The following is a 16,428-nucleotide window of genomic DNA, read 5'->3' on the forward strand; positions in this document are numbered from 1 at the left end:
TCAACGCGGAGCGTGACTGTGGACCTCGCCAAAATCGAACAACTCGTCGATCTCGTGACGCGCTCCTCCATCGCGGAGCTGGACCTCACGCAGGACGGCACCCGCATTCGCATCCTCAAGCGCGCGTCTTCAGGGGCGCCTGCGGCCCCGGCACAGCCTGCAAACGGGATCACGATCGACGCCCCCGCTCTCGATCACCACGAAAGCCCTGCTGTCGAGGTGACTGCCGACATCGTCGTGCCAGCACCGATGCACGGCGTCTTCTACCGGGCTGCTGCGCCCAACGAGCCGCCGCTGATCGAGGTCGGCGCGCTGATCGAGACCGGGCAGAAGATCTGCATCATCGAAGCGATGAAGACCTTCATCGACATCGCCGCCGAGGCGCCCGGTGTCGTGCTTGCGATCCTCGCGGAGGACGGTGACGAGATCGAAGCGGGGCAAGCCCTGTTCCGGATCGGTCCTGCGGGTTCGTCCTGATGTTCGACAAGGTCCTGATCGCCAATCGCGGCGAGATCGCGCTTCGCATCCAGCGCGCCTGTCGGGCGATGGGTCTCAAGACGGTCGTCATTCACTCGGAGGCGGACCGCGCCGCACGCTATGTCGCACTCGCCGATGAGGCGCTCTGCATCGGGCCAGCGCCGGCGAGCAGCACCTATCTCAACGTTGCAGCAATCCTGCTCGCAGCCGAGGTCAGCGGCGCCCAGGCGATCCACCCGGGTTACGGCTTCCTCTCGGAGAGTGCGGAGTTCGCCGATCGGGTCGCGCGCGCCGGCCTCACCTTCATCGGCCCTCCGGCGGATTGTATCCGGACCATGGGCGACAAGGTCGCGGCCAAGCGCGCGATGCGACTGGCGGGCGTGCCTTGCGTGCCGGGGCCGGACAGCGCCCTGCCGGATGATCCGGCCGAGGTTCGTGCCATCGCACGGGACATCGGGTATCCCATCATCATCAAGGCCGCCGGTGGCGGCGGCGGGCGTGGCATGCGGATCGTGCGCAGCGAAGGCGCGCTGGACGAGGCGCTGGCGCTGACACGCGCGGAAGCCGGCAAGGCCTTCAAGAACGCTGCGGTGTACATCGAGAAATTCCTCGAAAAGCCCCGCCATATCGAGATTCAGGTGCTGTGCGACCAGCACGACAATCATCTCTGGCTCGGCGACCGCGACTGCTCGCTCCAGCGCAGGAACCAGAAGGTGGTCGAGGAAGCCCCCGCGCCCGGCATCGATCGCGCGCTGATCGAGCGGGTGGGCGCAAGCTGCGTCGAGGCCTGCCGGCGGATCGGCTATCGCGGCGCCGGCACGTTCGAATTCCTCTACGAGGACCAGCAATTCTTCTTCATCGAGATGAACACGCGTGTCCAGGTGGAGCATCCGGTCACGGAGATGACGACGGGAATCGACATCGTCAAGGCGCAGATTCGCATCGCGCAAGGCGAGTCGCTGGGCATTGCGCAAGGCGACATTGCCCGTGTCGGCCATGCCGTGGAATTCCGCATCAATGCCGAGGACCCTGCCACCTTCGCGCCCTCGCCCGGCACGGTGACGCGCTGGGACGTTCCCGGCGGCATCGGCATCCGCGTCGATTCTCATATCACCGCCGGCGCCATTGTTCCCCGTCACTATGATTCGCTGATCGGCAAACTGATCGCTCATGGCGGCACCCGTGAGGAAGCTCTGGCACGTGCCCGGGTCGCCTTATCCGAGCTGCGCACCGAAGGCATCCGAACCAACGTGCCGTTGCACCAGGCGATCCTCGCCGATCCGACGTTCTGTCGCGGCGGCTACGACATCCATCATCTCGAGCATTGGATGAATGCACGGGTCGCCGCGCCATGACGACGCCGGACCGGCCGCGCATCAGCCTGCTCGGGACATCGGCTCTGCTGTTCGAGGCCCCCGGCGCATTCGACCTGCCGCACCAGCGGCGCATCTGGGCGCTGGCGGCGACCGCGTCGAAATGGCCAGGAATCCGTGAGGCGATTCCCGGCATCACCAACTTGATGCTGACCTTCGAAATGCCTCCCCGCGAGCTCGACACCTTGATTGCCGCGCTCAACGACGCCTGGGACGCAGCGGAAGGCCTTGCGATCGGTGGCCGCGAGATCAGGCTGCCCGTGACCTATGGCGGCGAGATCGGATCGCAGCTTCGTTCCGTCGCCGACCATTGCGGCCTGTCCGTCGACGACGTGGTCGCGATCCATGCAGCGCCGCTCTACACGGTGTTCGCGCTCGGCAGCCATCCCGGCTATTGCTATCTCGGCGGCATGGACCCGCGTATCACCATGCCGCGCCGGCAGACACCACTGCAACGCTCCGCAGGTGGTTCGGTCTCGATCGGCGGATCGCAGACCGGTGTCTCCGCCTCGCCCGGCCCGAGCGGCTGGCACGCCATCGGGCATACGAACTGGACCTTCTTTGATCCGTCCTGGCCGACGCCGGCCGCCCTGGCACCGGGCGATACGATCCGTTTCGAGATCGAACGGGTGATCCGGTGATCGAGATCCTGTCAGTCACAGGGCCCGCCAGCGTCCAGGACCTCGGGCGCTTCGACCAGTATCGCTTCGGGGTCGGCACGTCGGGTGCGATGGACGATGTGGCCCTGCGCGCCGGCAACATCGTTCTCGGCAACGACGAGAACGCTGCCGGCATCGAAATCCCGATGCTGCCGTTCAAGCTTCGTTTCGACCGGGACATGGCCTTTGCGCTCACGGGGGCCGATGTCGAGGCAGAGATCGCAGGACGCGCGATCCCGCCATGGTGGCGGTCGCACGCCCGTACCGGCGATATTCTGACTGTTAAGGCGATGCCCCGCGGCGCACGACTCTATCTGACATTCGGCGGTGGCATCGATGTGCCCATGGTGCTGGGCTCGCGCAGCACGCAGTTTCGCGGCGAGTTCGGCGGCTGGCACGGACGGCCGCTCCAGCCCGGCGATATCCTCCCCTGCGCTGCGTCGATCGCGACCATTGGGGATCTCGGGGTCGAGCCGGCCGAGATCACGCTTGCAAGGCCGAACGCCGCCGCAGACGAGACCATCGTCAGGGTTGTGATTGCCGGTGAACATGACCGGTTCGACGCCACCACGCAGGCGCTGTTCTGGTCCAGCAGCTGGAAGATCACGCCGCAGAGCAACCGTTATGGCTACCGCCTGCAAGGCCCCGCCGTGAAGCCGAAAGCGCCGATCGAGAAGCGCTCGCACGGCATCGTCCCCGGCGTGATCCAGATCCCGCCGAACGGGCAACCGATCATCCAGATGCGCGACGCCCAGACGTCCGGCGGCTATCCGAAGATCGCAACCGTGATCCGGGCTGACCTGTGGCGCGTCGGTCAGGCGCGGCTCGGACGCAAGCTGCGGTTCGAGCAGACGGCCTATGCCGAAGCGCTGGCGGCCGAAGCCGAGATGTCAGCCTATCTCGACCGGCTCAGGACCAACGTGCGCCTTATCGCGGAGATCAGAACATGCCGATAGAGCTGACCGATATCGCGCGTCTGGCGCAAATCCTAGAAAGGTCCGGCGTCGACAAGATCGAAATCGAGGAGCCCGGCCTGTCCCTGAAGCTCGTCGTCGACACGGGCCCGCGAATGGCTGCGTCATCGACGCTTGCCGCCCCGGCTCCAGACCATTCCGTCATCGCCAAAACCGACGTCGCAGGGCAATTCCTCGCGGCCCATCCCTGGCGGGACAAGCCGTTCGTCGCACCGGGCCAGCGGATCGAGACCGGCGCGATCGTCGGTCTCGTCAGGATCGGCTTGTTGTATGCCCCCATCGTGGCACCAGCCGCCGGCACCGTCGATGCCGTGATCGCGGAGCCTGGCGCAACCGTCGGCTACGGCACACCGATCGTGCGGATCCGCCCGCTCGACGCGAGCAGCCCGATCAATTGAGCAGGACAGTTGCGGGCGTGACTTCGCCGCCCCCTTGCTCGATCACGCGGCGCACCGTGCCGGCGAGGTTGACGGATCCGGGCGTGTCGCTGTGGATCAGGATCGAGCGCGCCTCGACCTTGATCGACTTACCCTCGATCGTCTGCACGGTGCCACTATCGAGGAAGCGCTTGACCCGTTCGGCCACCGCATCAGTCGAGGTGATGACGGAGTTGGGAAGCTTGCGGGACACCAGATGGCCGTTCTCGTCGTAGGCGCGGTCAGCGAGGAACAGAGGGAGGATGCGTAAGCCTACCTTGCGCGCGGCGTGCACGATCGCGGCGTCAGGCTGCGAGAACACAATGAAGTCGCGATTGATGGTCGCAATCGCACGGGCAACCACGTCGGCCATATCAGGGTCGGCATTGACCATGTTGCCCATCGCGGCGTGGAAACTGACATGGGTCACGCGGTGGCCGGCATTGGCTGCGATCGCCTGCAAGGCGCCGATCTGATAGACCATGTGCTTCTCGAGCTCGGCGGCATCCATCTGGATGACGCGGCGGCCAAATCCGAGCAGATCGGGCAGGCCCGGATGGGCACCGACCTCGACCCCCTTCTGCTTCGCCAGGCGCACCATGCGATCCATGATGATGGGATCGCCGGCATGGAAGCCGCACGCCACGTTGGCGGACGAGACGATGCCCATCAGCGCCTCGTCGTCGCAGATGCGATAATTACCAAAACCTTCGCCCATGTCGGAATTGATGCCGATTTTCATGTTCGTACCCTGCTCTTGTTATTGTTGACGTCCACTTTTGCTTGACCATGATCTTTTCGGAAAACCGCTTCACGCTTTTTCGGATCATGCTCTAAAGCGCTCGATATAGATCCGCAGTTGCTCGCAGCTTCGCGAGATAGTCGTCGACCGGAGCCATGGCCGCGACCGCGTCCTGGTAGCTCACCTCGCTGAATGCGATGAACGATCCCGGTGCCGCCTGGCCGAGGCGCCAGAGATCGGCCTCGATCACGGCCGCGATCTTCGGATAGCCACCGGCCGTATTGGCGTCGCTCATCTGGATGATCGGCTCGCCGCCCGGCGGCACCTGCACGACGCCAGCCACCACGCCATGCGAGCGCATCTCGACGGGTGCGTCCAATGTCAGCTTGCCGCCAGTGAGGCGGTAGCCGCCCCGGTCGCTGCGGGCACTGATCTTCCATGTCGTGGACCAGAACGCCGCCTGCATCGCCTCCGAAAACAGGTCGTACTCGCCGGCTCGCATGACGCGAATCCGCAGCACACGGTCATCCGCTGGAGCAGCGCCCATGATCGCGACATCCGGCGGCGCGACGCCGAAGTCGAAGCGGCCGTCGCCCCTGTGCGGCGAACGCCCGATCGGCACGACGTCACCGGCCTCTAAGGTACGGCCCTCGAGCCCGCCGAAGCCTCCGCGCAAATGCGTGCTGCGCGAGCCCAGCACGCGCGGAACATCGATGCCACCGCCGAACGTCGCATAGACCCGCGCGCCACGCCGCGGCGCGGTGATCGCGAGAACGTCGGCCGCCTTGGCCTGCGTGCACCACCACGGCCGGACGGTTGATCCCGCCAGTGTCGAGTCGTGATCGGCGCCGGTGAGCGCAAACGTAGTATCCGTCTGAAAGCGCAGACGGAACGGAAAGGTCTGGATCTCGATGCCGGCCGCATTGTCATCATTGCCGAGCAACGCATTGCCGACGGCGAGTGCGACGGGATCCATGGCGCCCGACGTGCTCACGCCGAAACGACGCACGCCGCGGCGGCCGAGGTCCTGGATGGTGTTGAAGGCGGGGCTGTTCAATATCTCGATCACAGCTCGACCCGATCGATTCTGAATCGGACGCGGTCGCCCGGAAGCATCAGGGACGGTTGCTCACGCTCTGGATCGAACATGGCGACCGACGCCCATCCGATCGCATTCCATCCGTTCGGGCTCGTCAGCACCGCCACGCCGGTCTGCATTCCGCCGATCGTCACCGAGCCTGCGCGCATGTTGAGCGACGGCACGGACTTGCGCGGCATGTAGATACGCGGATCGAGGCCGTGGAGGTAGCCAAATCCCGGCGAGCTCGCGACGGCGCAGACCGTGTATACGCCTTCGCTGTGAATCCTGATGACGTCGCGCTCGGACAATCCGGCACGGCTCGCGACCGCCGACAAGTCGAAGCCGAGCTCCCCGCCATAGACGACAGGGATCTCGATGAGCTTGCCGTCGGCCTTGCGGCTCGGCACGCGATGCCACAGTTCGACGATCGAAGCGCCGAGCATATCGATATCCGCCGGCGGCTGTTCGAATACGAGCATCACATTGGTGACGCCAATGACGGCCTCCTGGACGTTGGGCCAGGTGGAAACCGCATCTGCAAGGGCCCATATGCGTCCCTGCTGCACCAGGTCGAAGTCGCCCGGCGCCTCGACCAGCATCGCAAGCGTGCCGATCAGGCTGATCTTCGGGCTTTTCTCGATCGTGCCGACAAAGGGAGCGTTGGGCTGATTAATCGACAAGAGGGCCTCGCTGGTCGAACGCCCGTGGCGCTGCCACAATCAAATCTAGCCAAGCGGCACAAGCCGATCCAAGACGATGTTCGTCTGCGGGTATAAGGGATGTCGATTGCCCGCAGGACGCCGCGCTCTTCTCCGGCTTCAGTGACGCGCGATGACGTGATTGCTGGGCGACTCCCACCGCGCCACGACCTCCTCGCCCACCGCGTACCGAAGTCCGGCCTGCTGTGACTGGTTCTGCTCGAATACGATGATCTGCCCGCCACTCGGTGTCTTGAGATAATAGTGACTGACGAATCCGCGATAGATGGCCTGATCGACACGCGCTGTCACGCTGTTGACGCGTTGTGCCGCCGGGCTCTGGCCAACGCGCTCGACCACGATTGCCTCGGGCCTGATCGAGACCATCACCTCGCTTGCCGATTGCGGGATCTGGTCGACCTGGAGGCTCAATTCGGGCGAGACACGAATGAGCGCCCCGCTCCCGTTGCGCTGCTCGATGGGCCCCTCGAACAGATTCGACGCGCCGATGAACTGCGCAACGAATTTCGAGGTCGGACGCTGGTAGATTTCTGTCGCCGAGCCGACCTGCTCGAGCTTACCATCGCGCATTACCACGATCTTATCGGCCATCGTCAGGGCTTCGTCCTGGTCGTGGGTCACCATGACGGTGGTCAGACCGAGTCTGCGCTGAAGGGCGCGCAGCTCGACCTGCATGCTCTCGCGAAGCCCCTTGTCGAGCGCCCCGAGCGGCTCGTCGAGCAGCAGCATGGCCGGCTCGATCACGAGGGCCCGCCCCAATGCGATGCGCTGCTGCTGGCCGCCCGAGAGTTGCGCCGGATAGCGCTTCCCGAAGCTGGACAACTGCACCAGATTGAGCGCTTCGCCCACCTTCCTTGCGGCATCGGCCTTGGATATCCCGCGCATCTCGAGGCCGAAGGCGATGTTCTCCTCGACGGTCAGATGAGGAAACAGCGCGTAGTTCTGGAACAGCATCCCGACATTGCGGCGATGCACGGGAACGCCGGTCATCTTCTTGTCGTTGACGAAGACGTCGCCGGAAGTCGGACGGATCAGCCCGGCGATCATGCGCAGACAGGTCGTCTTGCCGCATCCGCTCGGACCGAGTAGCGCGACCATATGGCCGGGCTCGATCGTGAGCGAGACGTCGTCGACCGCAACGGTGCGGTTATATTCCTTGACGAGGCGGTCAAGCCTGACTTCGGAAGACTTCATGGCAGCCTGTCCTAGCTCGTGAACACCTGATTATAGCGCTCCAGCCACGGACCGCGGCGCGGGACGATAAACTTCCAGTCCGGCGTGAACAGTCCGAGATCGGTCGCCTTGGTGTCGGGATAGGCCAGGAACTTGGCCGTCTCCGGCTTGAAGTCGATGCCGCCCACCGAGGGCGCGCTGAGCGTCTGCTCGGACAGCATCTTGGCGACCGAGGGCTCGAGAATGCGGTTGATCAGGGCACAGGCGAGCTCGGGCTCGGGTGCATTCTTGACCAGCGTCATGCTGTTGATGCCGGTGAAGGCGCCTTCCTTGGGGAACGTCATGTCGAGCGGCATGCCCTTGGCCGTGTGCGGATAGATTGCCTTCGAATATTCGATGCCGCCGATGGTCGCCTGGCCCTGGGCCACCTGGAGCACCTGCGCCTCGCTGTCGTAAATCGTCAGGACGTTGGGCTTGAGGGTCGCGAGCTTGTCCCAGCCGCTATCGACCAGGTATTGCGCTTCCTTCAGCGGCTTGCCCGTCGTCAGCGCCGTCGCCACGATCAGCATCAGCACGCTCTGGGTGTTCTTGGGCGTGTTCAGCAGGATCTGCTTGCGATATTTGGCGTCGAAGATCTGCTCGTAGCTCTCGAGCGGCTTTGTCACCTGCGGATTGATGAACATGGCCGCGCTCGAGATCGAGAAGCCGACACCATAATCCTCTTCGAAGAGATACCGCGGATAGACCTTGGCAAGATTCGGAATCTTGGCCGCATCGAGCTTGTCAATCAGCCCTTCCTGCTTGGCCTGGGGGATGCCGACATCGTCCATCATCATCATGCTAAAGCGCGGCGTATCACGGGTGGCGCGGAGAGCGGCGATGTTGGAGAGCGTCGCGCCTTCGATCGTGAAGACGCGGCACTTGAACTCGGCCTCGAATTTCGGAATGACTTCTTTCTGAATCAGCTTGCCCAGCGCGGAGTTGTAGACGCCGACATGCAGTTGCTTGGCGTCCTGCGCCCACGATCGGCTGATGATCGTCGGGAAGGCAACCGCGGATGCGCCGGCTTTAATGAGAGTCCTACGTGTCAGCTTCATGGGTCCAATCTCCATCTACCAATGCACATCAGGCAGCCAGCGCGCGGCGAAGGCCGACCAGTTTCTCCAGCAGCAACACCCCGACCATCGCCATCAGAATGATGATCGTCGACATCGCCGGCACGGAAGGATCAAAGACGTTGACCAGTTGCCGCATCAGGACGAGCGGCACGGGCGAGTATTCCGAGTTCGCCAGCCACATCGTGACCGGATAATTGTCAAAAGACACCATAAAGGCGAACAGCCCACCGGCGGCGACGCCCGAGGCAATCTGCGGCAGGGTCACGCGCCAGAAGGTCGTCAGCCGGTTTGCGCCGAGGGTGCGCGCGGCATCCTCCAGATTCTCATCCACGAGCTGGAGGCTGGTGACGACGGTACGGATGACGTAGGGCGAGGTCACCACCACGTGCCCGATCAGGAGGTTGAGCCGCGCATCCTGCGAGCCGAGCTTGGTCAGGATCTGAAGCAGCGCCAGGCCCGTGACCAGCGCCGGGAAAATCAGCGGCGACAGCAAGAACCCCTTGATCGCTGCCAGTCCAAAGAACTCGCCACGGACCAGCGCAAAGGCGGCGGGCACGCCGAACAGGAGCGAGCCCGCCGTCGTGCCGAGCGCGAGCAGAATGCTCAGCCGCATCGCCTCGAGGAAGTCTCGGTCCTGGAGAACCTTGGCATACCATTTCAGCGTGAAGCCCTGCGGCGGGAACGTCACGAAATAGGAATCGGAAACCGACACCGCCATGACGAGGAGCAGCGGCGCCAGGATGAACAGCATCATGCAGCCGGTAATGGTGTAGAGGATGAAGGCGCCGAAGCCGGAAAACCGCTCGTCCATCAGTCGGGCCTCCTGAGACGTCGTCCTTCCAGAAGCCACATCGAAACGCCGTTCACCGCGAGGACCAGGCCGACGAGAACGGCGGCAATCGCGGCGCCGAACGGCCAGTCGTAGACGACGAAGATCTGCTGCTCGATCAGATTGCCGAGCATGATCGCCGAAGCGCCGCCCAGGATCGCAGGAATGACGAAGGAGCCGGCGGTGAGCGAGAATACCAGGGTGAATCCGGCCACGAAACCGGGCATGCTCAACGGCAGCGTCACGCGGAGGAACACCTTCCACCATGGCGCGCCCAGCATCCGCGCTGCATCTTCGAGGTTGGGATCGATCTTGCCGAGCGCGGAGGCCAGCGGCAGAACCATCATGGGGAAGAACACGTGCAGCGACCCGATGACGACGGCGACCTCGGTGTAGAGGACCGATATCGGGGCACCGACGATGTGCAGCGTCATCAGGATCCAGTTCAGCATCCCCTTCGGCCCGTTCTGGAGCACGAGCTGCCAGCCGTATCCACGAACGACCACGCTGACGATCAGGGGCGCGATGACGATCAAGGTGATGATGCGCGTGACCATCGGTCGGCTCTTGACCATCACCAGCGCGACCGGATAGGCAAGCACTGTCGCAAGCACCGAGGTGATGATGCTGATCCGCAGCGTCGTCCAGAGCACGCGTGCGTAGAGCTCGACGTTGATCAGACGGGCGTAGTGCGCAAGCGTGAACGGACGGCCGATGATGCCGCGGCTGTCCTGTGTCTGGATGCTCGAGAACAGCAGCCCCAGTGCCGGATAGAAGAAGAAGTACGTCAGGAATGCCAGCATCGGGACGGCGAGAAGCCCGACCGGGAGGGCCAGACGCCACCGCGACGCCCGCAGGGTTGCCGGTGGAGCTTGAACACCTAAAACCGCCACCGCATCGTCGCTGGTGGTCATCGCTGGCCGTCCTCGACTGCGCGATACCAAGGCAATACCCCTCTTTGCACAAAGCTTATGCGCCGGCATCCTACAGGACCAAGAACATCTTCGTTTAGGGGCATTAGGAAGGATTATGACAATTGGTTCGGCATACTGCTCCGATCTTGGTCGACAAATGCCGCTGGCTGCATCTTTCGTTCTCCGCTGAGGGCCAAGCCCCCTGACATATCGACGCCGGTCAGCGCAGGGTTTCGCAGAAGCTCGCGATACGCCGGCAGCCTTCCTTCAGCGATTCGGTATCGGTCGCATAGGAAATGCGGAAATACGGGCTCATGCCATACGCGCCCCCGGGTACCGCGGCGACATGCTGCTCCTCCAGTAGCGCCGAGATGAAGTCGGCATCGGTTTCCAGCCGTCGCCCGCCCTTGGTGGTCTTGCCGATGCAGCCGGCGATGTTGGGGAACACGTAGAAGGCTCCTTCCGGCTTGTGGCAGGTAATCCCGGGAATCTGATTGAGGAGCTTGACCACCAGATCGCGCCGGTCGCGATAGATGTCAGCGCGCTCCTTCAGGTAGTCCTGCGCTCCGTCCAGGACCGCGACGGCCGCTGCCTGGCTCACTGTGCAGATTCCGCCGGTCGCCTGACCGTGGACATTGTTCATCGCCGCGATCAGGTCCTTGGGACCGCCGCAATAGCCAACCCGCCAGCCCGTCATGGCGTAGGCCTTGGACGCGCCGTTCACGGTCACGACGCGATTCTTCAGCTTCGGCTCGACCTCCGCGATGGTGCAGAACTCGAAACCGTCATAGGTGAGATGTTCATAGATGTCGTCGGTGAGAATCCAGACCTCGGGGTGCTTCAGCATGACGTCGGCGATCGCGCGCATCTCGTCGCGGGTGCATGCAGCGCCGGTCGGATTGTTGGGAAAATTCAGGATCAGCCACTTCGTCCTGGGCGTGATCGCCGCCTCCAGGTCTGCCGGGCGGAGCTTGAACCGGTTGTTCTCCGGGCACGGCACCGCGATGGGCGTCGCCTCCGCCAGAAGAACGATGTCCGCATAGGTAATCCAGCCTGGCGCCGGAATGACGACCTCGTCGCCGGGATTGCAGGTCGCAAACAGCGCGTTGAAGATGATCTGCTTGCCGCCATTGGCGATCAGGATCTCGTCGAGGGCGTAGTCGAGATTGTTCTCGCGCTTGAACTTGCGCTGGACAGCGGTCCGCAGCGCGACGGTCCCCGGCTGGGCCGGATATTTGGTATCGCCGGCAAGGGCGGCCCGATGTGCGGCTTCGATCGCATGCGGCGGCGTCGGAAAATCGGGCTCGCCGGACGACAGGCCCACGATCTTCACGCCCGCGTCGCGGAGCTCGCGCGCCTTGTCCGTCATCGCCGCCGAAGCCGACACCTTCACGGTCTTGAGGCGATTTGCGAGTTCAGGCATTGTCGGCTCCACTTCTCATGTCTTTCAAACGTGCGGCCTCGGATCGGCTCGCAAATCGTAGTTCGCCAACGACCTGGAACGTGGGTACGACCTCGATCGTCGCGACATTCATCCGTGCCGGCGATCCCACCGCGAACGCAACGGCATCCGCGATGTCTTCGGACTGCAGCGTCTCGAAGGCCCCGACGAAGCGGGCATCCGGGTCGTCGGCGGCGTTCTGGTTCTGGAAGATGCTCGTCGCCACCCGCCCGGGCGAGACTTCGGTGACGCGAACGCAGGTGCCGTAGAGATCGACGCGCAATTGCTGTGACAGCGAGTGAATGCCCGCCTTGGTCGCGTGATAAGCCACGGAGGAATTGAATGTCGTCGCGTTCTCGCCAAAGGCATAGTGCCCGGCGATCGACGAGACATTGACCACGTGGCCGCGGTTGCGCGTCGCCATACCCGGCACAATTAGCCTCGTCAGGTGCAGGACCGCGCGCAGATTGACGTCGACCAGGGTGTCGACATCATCGGGCGCTGTATCCTGGATATTACCGCGCCGCGACTGGCCGGCATTGTTAACGAGAACATCGAATTCGGCCGAGCTTGCAAGGCGCTTCAAGCCGTCGAGATCATTCAGATCAACCGCGCAGGCGTGGCATCCGGTCTCGGCCGACAGGCTGGCCAGCCGGCGAACGTCGCGCGCCAGTGCATGAACCTCGAGCCCCTCGGCACGAAGGCGCCGAACCGTCGCAGCCCCAATACCTGAGGACGCGCCCGTCACCAACGCCGTTCGGTAGTCCGAAAATCCCATCCGCAAGGCTCTCTTGCCGTCAGCCGGAGCGGCGAAAAGTTACGTGCGGAGGCCAACGCACGCATACAGCGGATTTGTTCTGCCCTCATAAGGACATCCAATATCCCGGCCGAAACTCGGGCACGCGAGCCATAAGCCCACCCGATACAGGCAGAGTGAATTTCTCTTACTCGTCGCCGCGCTTATCCCCATACATTTTGCCATGCTCTTCGCTCGCCCATGGGAGACGGACCAGGATGTTGGAAGTCGGCAATCGGATCGTCATGGTCTCGGGAGCTTCGCGCGGCATCGGACGCGCCGTCGTCGAACGGCTCTTGGCCTCGGGCTTCCGGGTATCGGCCGGGCTTCGCGACCCGAGCCGTCTCGCCGAGAGCGAAAGGCTCCTGACGCACCGCTATGATGCCGAAGACGCCCAGAGCCCAGTCTCCTGGGTCAACGCAACGGTCGCGCGGTGGGGCGGCGTCGACGCCATCGTCAACACGGCCGGTATCAATCCGAAGGTCCGTGTCTCCGACGACGGCGAGAACGAGCTGGATGAAATGTGGCGTGTAAACGTCAAGGGGCCCCTGCGCCTCGTCAGAGCCAGCCTGCCTCATCTGGCGGTCTGCGGTCATGGGCGGGTCATCAACCTCGGGTCCCTCGCCGGAAAGCGCGTAGGGAGCAACGTCGGCTACGCGATGACCAAGTTCGCCGTGGTTGCGCTCACCCACGGCATTCGCCGGGAAGGTCGCGCGGCCGGTATTCGGGCGACGGTGGTCTGCCCCGGCTACGTTGCCACTCACATGACGCTGAACGACGACGAGATCCCCCGCCACGAGATGAGCCAGCCGGACGACATCGCCCGACTGGCCGAAACCGCACTCATGCTGCCGAACAACGCCTCGATCTCCGAAATGCTCGTGCACTGCCAATTCGAGCCAATGCTTTAAGGCGCGGCCGGGACCGCTGCCTCACAGCAGAGATTGAAGCTATTTCCACGGTGATCCTCGTGACCAAACAGCTGCATTCGAGGTCGCGGATGAGAGCAAGCTCCAGACCGCCGCAGCAACGCTCGAATCCCTTGGTCACATCCTGCACGCTGGCACCGCCGCCGAGTGCGCGCAGCGGAAGGTGAAGGAATTCATCAGCTTCAATGATCCGATCGGCGACTGGATCAAGCTTATGGTGCGCCCCCAGCGGTTCGGAAAGCGCTACTTTGCCACCCGTGATGCCGGAATCACCGGCTTCAGCCACGTCGGCCTCTTCACGACGGATCCCGTCCGGGACGAGTTGTTTTGGACCGAGGTCTGCAATGCCAGCGTTAGCGATCGGATCGGCGACATCGCCTTGATGCGGTTCAATGCGATTCACCACACCATGGCCCTGGCGCCAGGCCGCGGCGTTCGCCACATCAACCATCAAGTCGAGAGTAACGACGATGTGCTTCGTTCCTGCTATCATCTGTCCGGCCAGAAAGCGCCCATCGTCTTCGGCCTCTGCCGCCATCCCACCTTCTGGCACGCGCTTCCTGCATTTTCAGGGTCCGAACGCGATGGTGTTCGAGTAGTCGGTAGGCGTCGACGAGATCGAGGACGAGGAAACGCACCGGCCCCCGGCAATTCGGCTTCGAGCCATCGAGTCTCTGTATGTGGGGTGCCAAGGCTGTACGCCCGCGATAGTTTAACTCCTCCCGGGCGCTGGGTGTCGCGTACCACGCGATATTGATTATTATCTGGCTGAAGCAAGGATTTGGCGAGAAGAGAATCGTCAGACGGAGACGCTCGATAGGTCTCGACCACTATCGGATCCTCGAAGTGGAGCTCCGACGGCCCGCGCCCGGTGAGGTAGTGATCAGGATCGCGGCGTGCGGTTAGGCTATGTCGATTCGTTGGTCGCCCTTGATCGTTACCAAGTGAAGCCCAAGCTACCTCATGTTCCCTGTCAGGAGGTTGCCAGTTGGATCGAAGCGGCAGGCGACGGAGTTAGTGGCCACCAAGTCGGAGATCGAGCGGCCCTTCCCGGCACCGTCCAGTCATCCGGCCAGACAAGTCGGGAGTTCGCCGTCAACAATTGGACCTAGGCCGAACTTCTCCGTCACCGGGGCCTGAAGCCTTCGACAAGAATATCGGATGAGGACTAACGCGGGAACTATACGCCGTCCGAGGTCCTGTTGAGCATTAGTGAGCCTTGCGACCGCCAGGTCCTCCTTACTCTTGAGGTCGGGTTGCGAGGTCCGACGTCCACGAGCGATAAAGTTGGCTGGATGACTAAGGGCGTGGCTAGGCCGCTCAATTATCAACACGTCAGCGCCCATCGGGCACCAACATGCAGGCGAACGGTACAGGTCCCCAAAATTCCAGAATACGCACACCCGTAAGCGGCCCGACGATTGGCTCATGTTGATGGCTTTGCGGCATCGCAACCTCGGCGGTGGAGCACCCACGGCAGCGTTTCGCTCGATCATGTCCTCGCGAAAAGACTGCAAAGCTCCGATGTTATGCCCACAAGTCACAGTAGCGGGAGGCCCTTGCGCAGTAACGCTGAACTATTTTTCCGGAATGAGCGGACATCCGCCCTGGTCGATTGGGCGTGTAGCCTTTTCCGCCGGGATAGTCGCGAGCAGCTTGTAATAGTCCCAGCGCGCTTTCGATTCTTGGGGTGACTTTACCTCAAAGAGATACAACTCTCGCTGGACTCTACCATCCGTACGCAAAACAGCATCATGGCTCATAAAGTCGTTGATCGGGATCGAGCGCATTTTTCCCATCACGAGCTCTGCCTCTTTAGAGCCCGCCGCCTTGACAGCCTTAAGATAGTGATTCACGGCGCTGTACGCTGCTGCCTGGACCTGCGTCGGCATACGCCCCAGGCGTTCGGAAAAGCGCTTCGCGAACGCACGTGTCTGATCGTCTTGATCCCAATAGAACGCTTCCGCGACCGTCAACCCCTGCGCTGCCTTGAGACCTATGGCATCGACAGCATCAAGCGTGGCCATCAGCGCCGCGAATTTTTGTCCTCGTGCGCGGACTCCGAACTCTTCTCCCTGCTTGACCGCCGTAGCAAGATCCGCCCCGGCCGTCGTCAAACCGATCACCTTCGCCTTCGATGCTTGCGCCTGCAGCAAGAAGGATGAGTAGTCCGCGGTAGCAACAGGAGCGCGGACGGCCCCAAACACCGTTCCGCCGGCCGCCTGAACGGCCTGGGTGGCCTCGTTTTGCAGTCCGACGCCAAATACATTGTCGGTACTAATGAAGAACCATGTGTCATCGCCACGGTCGACGAGTCCGAGGGTCGGACCATGGCCAAGCGAATAGTTGTCGTAAGTCCATTGAGCCGTGAAGGCGGTGCATTTTGTGCCTGTGATGTCTGAACTCGCAGGCGCTGTAAATAGGGCGAGCTTCTTTCGCTGGCTAGCCATGTCCGCGATCGCCAAGGCAAGGCCTGAAAAGGGCACATCGATAATGACATCCACATCCTCATTGTCATACCATTTACGTGCTATGTTTACGCCGACGTCGACTTTCAACTGAAAGTCAGCGGCCACTACCTCGGCCGGCTTTCCCAGCACAAGCCCGGCATCTTCCACGGCCATTCGAGCTGCTTCGATGCTGCCTCGGCCGCCAGCGTCGGCATAGACGGAGTTTTGATCGCCTAGAACACCAATCTTGACCGGAAGATCCGCAGCCGACGCATGTGTCGTATTGAATAGGAATGCTGCGATTCCAATTGCGGCGGCCTGCCTTAACATCTCTACC

General features: G+C 62.9%; 17 protein-coding genes. 6 read left to right on the plus strand and 11 right to left on the minus strand.

Translation table 11 applies throughout. From position 1 onward, the window contains the following. Nucleotides 1–18: 18 nt before the first annotated feature. The 5 genes from IVB29_RS38565 to IVB29_RS27685 are packed head-to-tail and all read left to right on the plus strand — an operon-like array spanning nucleotide 19 to nucleotide 3,881. Nucleotides 19–477, plus strand: a complete 459-nt coding sequence (locus IVB29_RS38565) for a biotin/lipoyl-containing protein (RefSeq protein ID WP_247506566.1) — start codon at nucleotides 19–21, stop codon at nucleotides 475–477. Beyond that, the gene (accC, locus tag IVB29_RS27670; protein WP_247506567.1) at nucleotides 477–1,832 is read left to right on the plus strand and encodes an acetyl-CoA carboxylase biotin carboxylase subunit; all 1,356 of its coding nucleotides are present in this window, start codon (nucleotides 477–479) and stop codon (nucleotides 1,830–1,832) included. Before IVB29_RS38565 ends, accC begins: the two co-directional genes overlap by 1 nt. Next, a complete protein-coding gene (gene pxpB, locus IVB29_RS27675) occupies nucleotides 1,829–2,491 on the plus strand; it encodes a 5-oxoprolinase subunit PxpB (protein ID WP_247506568.1) in 663 nt (220 codons plus the stop codon). Before accC ends, pxpB (IVB29_RS27675) begins: the two co-directional genes overlap by 4 nt. Further along, the gene (locus IVB29_RS27680) at nucleotides 2,488–3,465 is read left to right on the plus strand and encodes a biotin-dependent carboxyltransferase family protein (RefSeq protein WP_247506569.1); all 978 of its coding nucleotides are present in this window, start codon (nucleotides 2,488–2,490) and stop codon (nucleotides 3,463–3,465) included. The genes pxpB (IVB29_RS27675) and IVB29_RS27680 overlap by 4 nt, the downstream gene beginning before the upstream one ends. Further along, nucleotides 3,456–3,881: a biotin/lipoyl-containing protein gene (locus IVB29_RS27685; protein WP_247506570.1), complete on the plus strand. Its 426-nt coding sequence runs from the start codon at nucleotides 3,456–3,458 to the stop codon at nucleotides 3,879–3,881. Before IVB29_RS27680 ends, IVB29_RS27685 begins: the two co-directional genes overlap by 10 nt. On the opposite strand, the gene IVB29_RS27690 is transcribed toward IVB29_RS27685, so the two are convergent. The 9 genes from IVB29_RS27690 to IVB29_RS27730 form a co-directional block, all read right to left on the minus strand. Then, nucleotides 3,874–4,641, minus strand: coding sequence for a 5-oxoprolinase subunit PxpA (locus IVB29_RS27690; protein WP_247506571.1), 768 nt, complete (start codon nucleotides 4,639–4,641; stop codon nucleotides 3,874–3,876). The genes IVB29_RS27685 and IVB29_RS27690 overlap by 8 nt on opposite strands. A gap of 91 nt (nucleotides 4,642–4,732) precedes the next feature. Then, nucleotides 4,733–5,710 (minus strand): biotin-dependent carboxyltransferase family protein, encoded by a 978-nt coding sequence (locus IVB29_RS27695; RefSeq protein WP_247506572.1) that lies wholly within the window; start codon nucleotides 5,708–5,710, stop codon nucleotides 4,733–4,735. Next, nucleotides 5,707–6,402, minus strand: a complete 696-nt coding sequence (pxpB, locus tag IVB29_RS27700) for a 5-oxoprolinase subunit PxpB (RefSeq protein WP_247506573.1) — start codon at nucleotides 6,400–6,402, stop codon at nucleotides 5,707–5,709. Before pxpB (IVB29_RS27700) ends, IVB29_RS27695 begins: the two co-directional genes overlap by 4 nt. A gap of 138 nt (nucleotides 6,403–6,540) precedes the next feature. Next, nucleotides 6,541–7,635, minus strand: coding sequence for an ABC transporter ATP-binding protein (locus IVB29_RS27705; protein WP_247506574.1), 1,095 nt, complete (start codon nucleotides 7,633–7,635; stop codon nucleotides 6,541–6,543). 11 nt (nucleotides 7,636–7,646) lie between these two features. Further along, on the minus strand, nucleotides 7,647–8,711 hold the full coding sequence (locus IVB29_RS27710) for an extracellular solute-binding protein (protein WP_247506575.1): 1,065 nt from the start codon (nucleotides 8,709–8,711) through the stop codon (nucleotides 7,647–7,649). 28 nt (nucleotides 8,712–8,739) lie between these two features. Next, nucleotides 8,740–9,543 (minus strand): ABC transporter permease, encoded by an 804-nt coding sequence (locus IVB29_RS27715; protein ID WP_247506576.1) that lies wholly within the window; start codon nucleotides 9,541–9,543, stop codon nucleotides 8,740–8,742. Beyond that, the gene (locus tag IVB29_RS27720; protein ID WP_247506578.1) at nucleotides 9,543–10,475 is read right to left on the minus strand and encodes an ABC transporter permease; all 933 of its coding nucleotides are present in this window, start codon (nucleotides 10,473–10,475) and stop codon (nucleotides 9,543–9,545) included. Before IVB29_RS27720 ends, IVB29_RS27715 begins: the two co-directional genes overlap by 1 nt. Nucleotides 10,476–10,695: 220 nt before the next feature. Further along, on the minus strand, nucleotides 10,696–11,898 hold the full coding sequence (locus tag IVB29_RS27725; RefSeq protein WP_247506579.1) for a pyridoxal phosphate-dependent aminotransferase: 1,203 nt from the start codon (nucleotides 11,896–11,898) through the stop codon (nucleotides 10,696–10,698). Continuing rightward, the gene (locus IVB29_RS27730) at nucleotides 11,891–12,694 is read right to left on the minus strand and encodes an SDR family oxidoreductase (protein WP_247506580.1); all 804 of its coding nucleotides are present in this window, start codon (nucleotides 12,692–12,694) and stop codon (nucleotides 11,891–11,893) included. Before IVB29_RS27730 ends, IVB29_RS27725 begins: the two co-directional genes overlap by 8 nt. Before the next feature lie 236 nt (nucleotides 12,695–12,930). Here IVB29_RS27730 and IVB29_RS27735 point away from each other — a divergent pair, with 236 nt between their 5' ends. Beyond that, nucleotides 12,931–13,623 carry an SDR family NAD(P)-dependent oxidoreductase gene (locus tag IVB29_RS27735; protein WP_247506581.1) on the plus strand — a complete coding sequence of 231 codons (693 nt, stop codon included), beginning with the start codon at nucleotides 12,931–12,933 and terminating at the stop codon, nucleotides 13,621–13,623. Here IVB29_RS27735 and IVB29_RS38570 read toward each other — a convergent pair. Beyond that, entirely contained in the window at nucleotides 13,556–14,179 is a 624-nt protein-coding gene (locus tag IVB29_RS38570; protein ID WP_346731309.1) for a hypothetical protein, read from the minus strand. The two genes, IVB29_RS27735 and IVB29_RS38570, sit on opposite strands and share 68 nt — an antisense overlap. 1,039 nt (nucleotides 14,180–15,218) lie before the next feature. Then, nucleotides 15,219–16,421: an ABC transporter substrate-binding protein gene (locus IVB29_RS27745; RefSeq protein WP_247506582.1), complete on the minus strand. Its 1,203-nt coding sequence runs from the start codon at nucleotides 16,419–16,421 to the stop codon at nucleotides 15,219–15,221. Nucleotides 16,422–16,428: the final 7 nt, after the last annotated feature.

It is taken from the genome of Bradyrhizobium sp. 1 (assembly GCF_023073315.1).
Classification (GTDB): domain Bacteria; phylum Pseudomonadota; class Alphaproteobacteria; order Rhizobiales; family Xanthobacteraceae; genus Bradyrhizobium.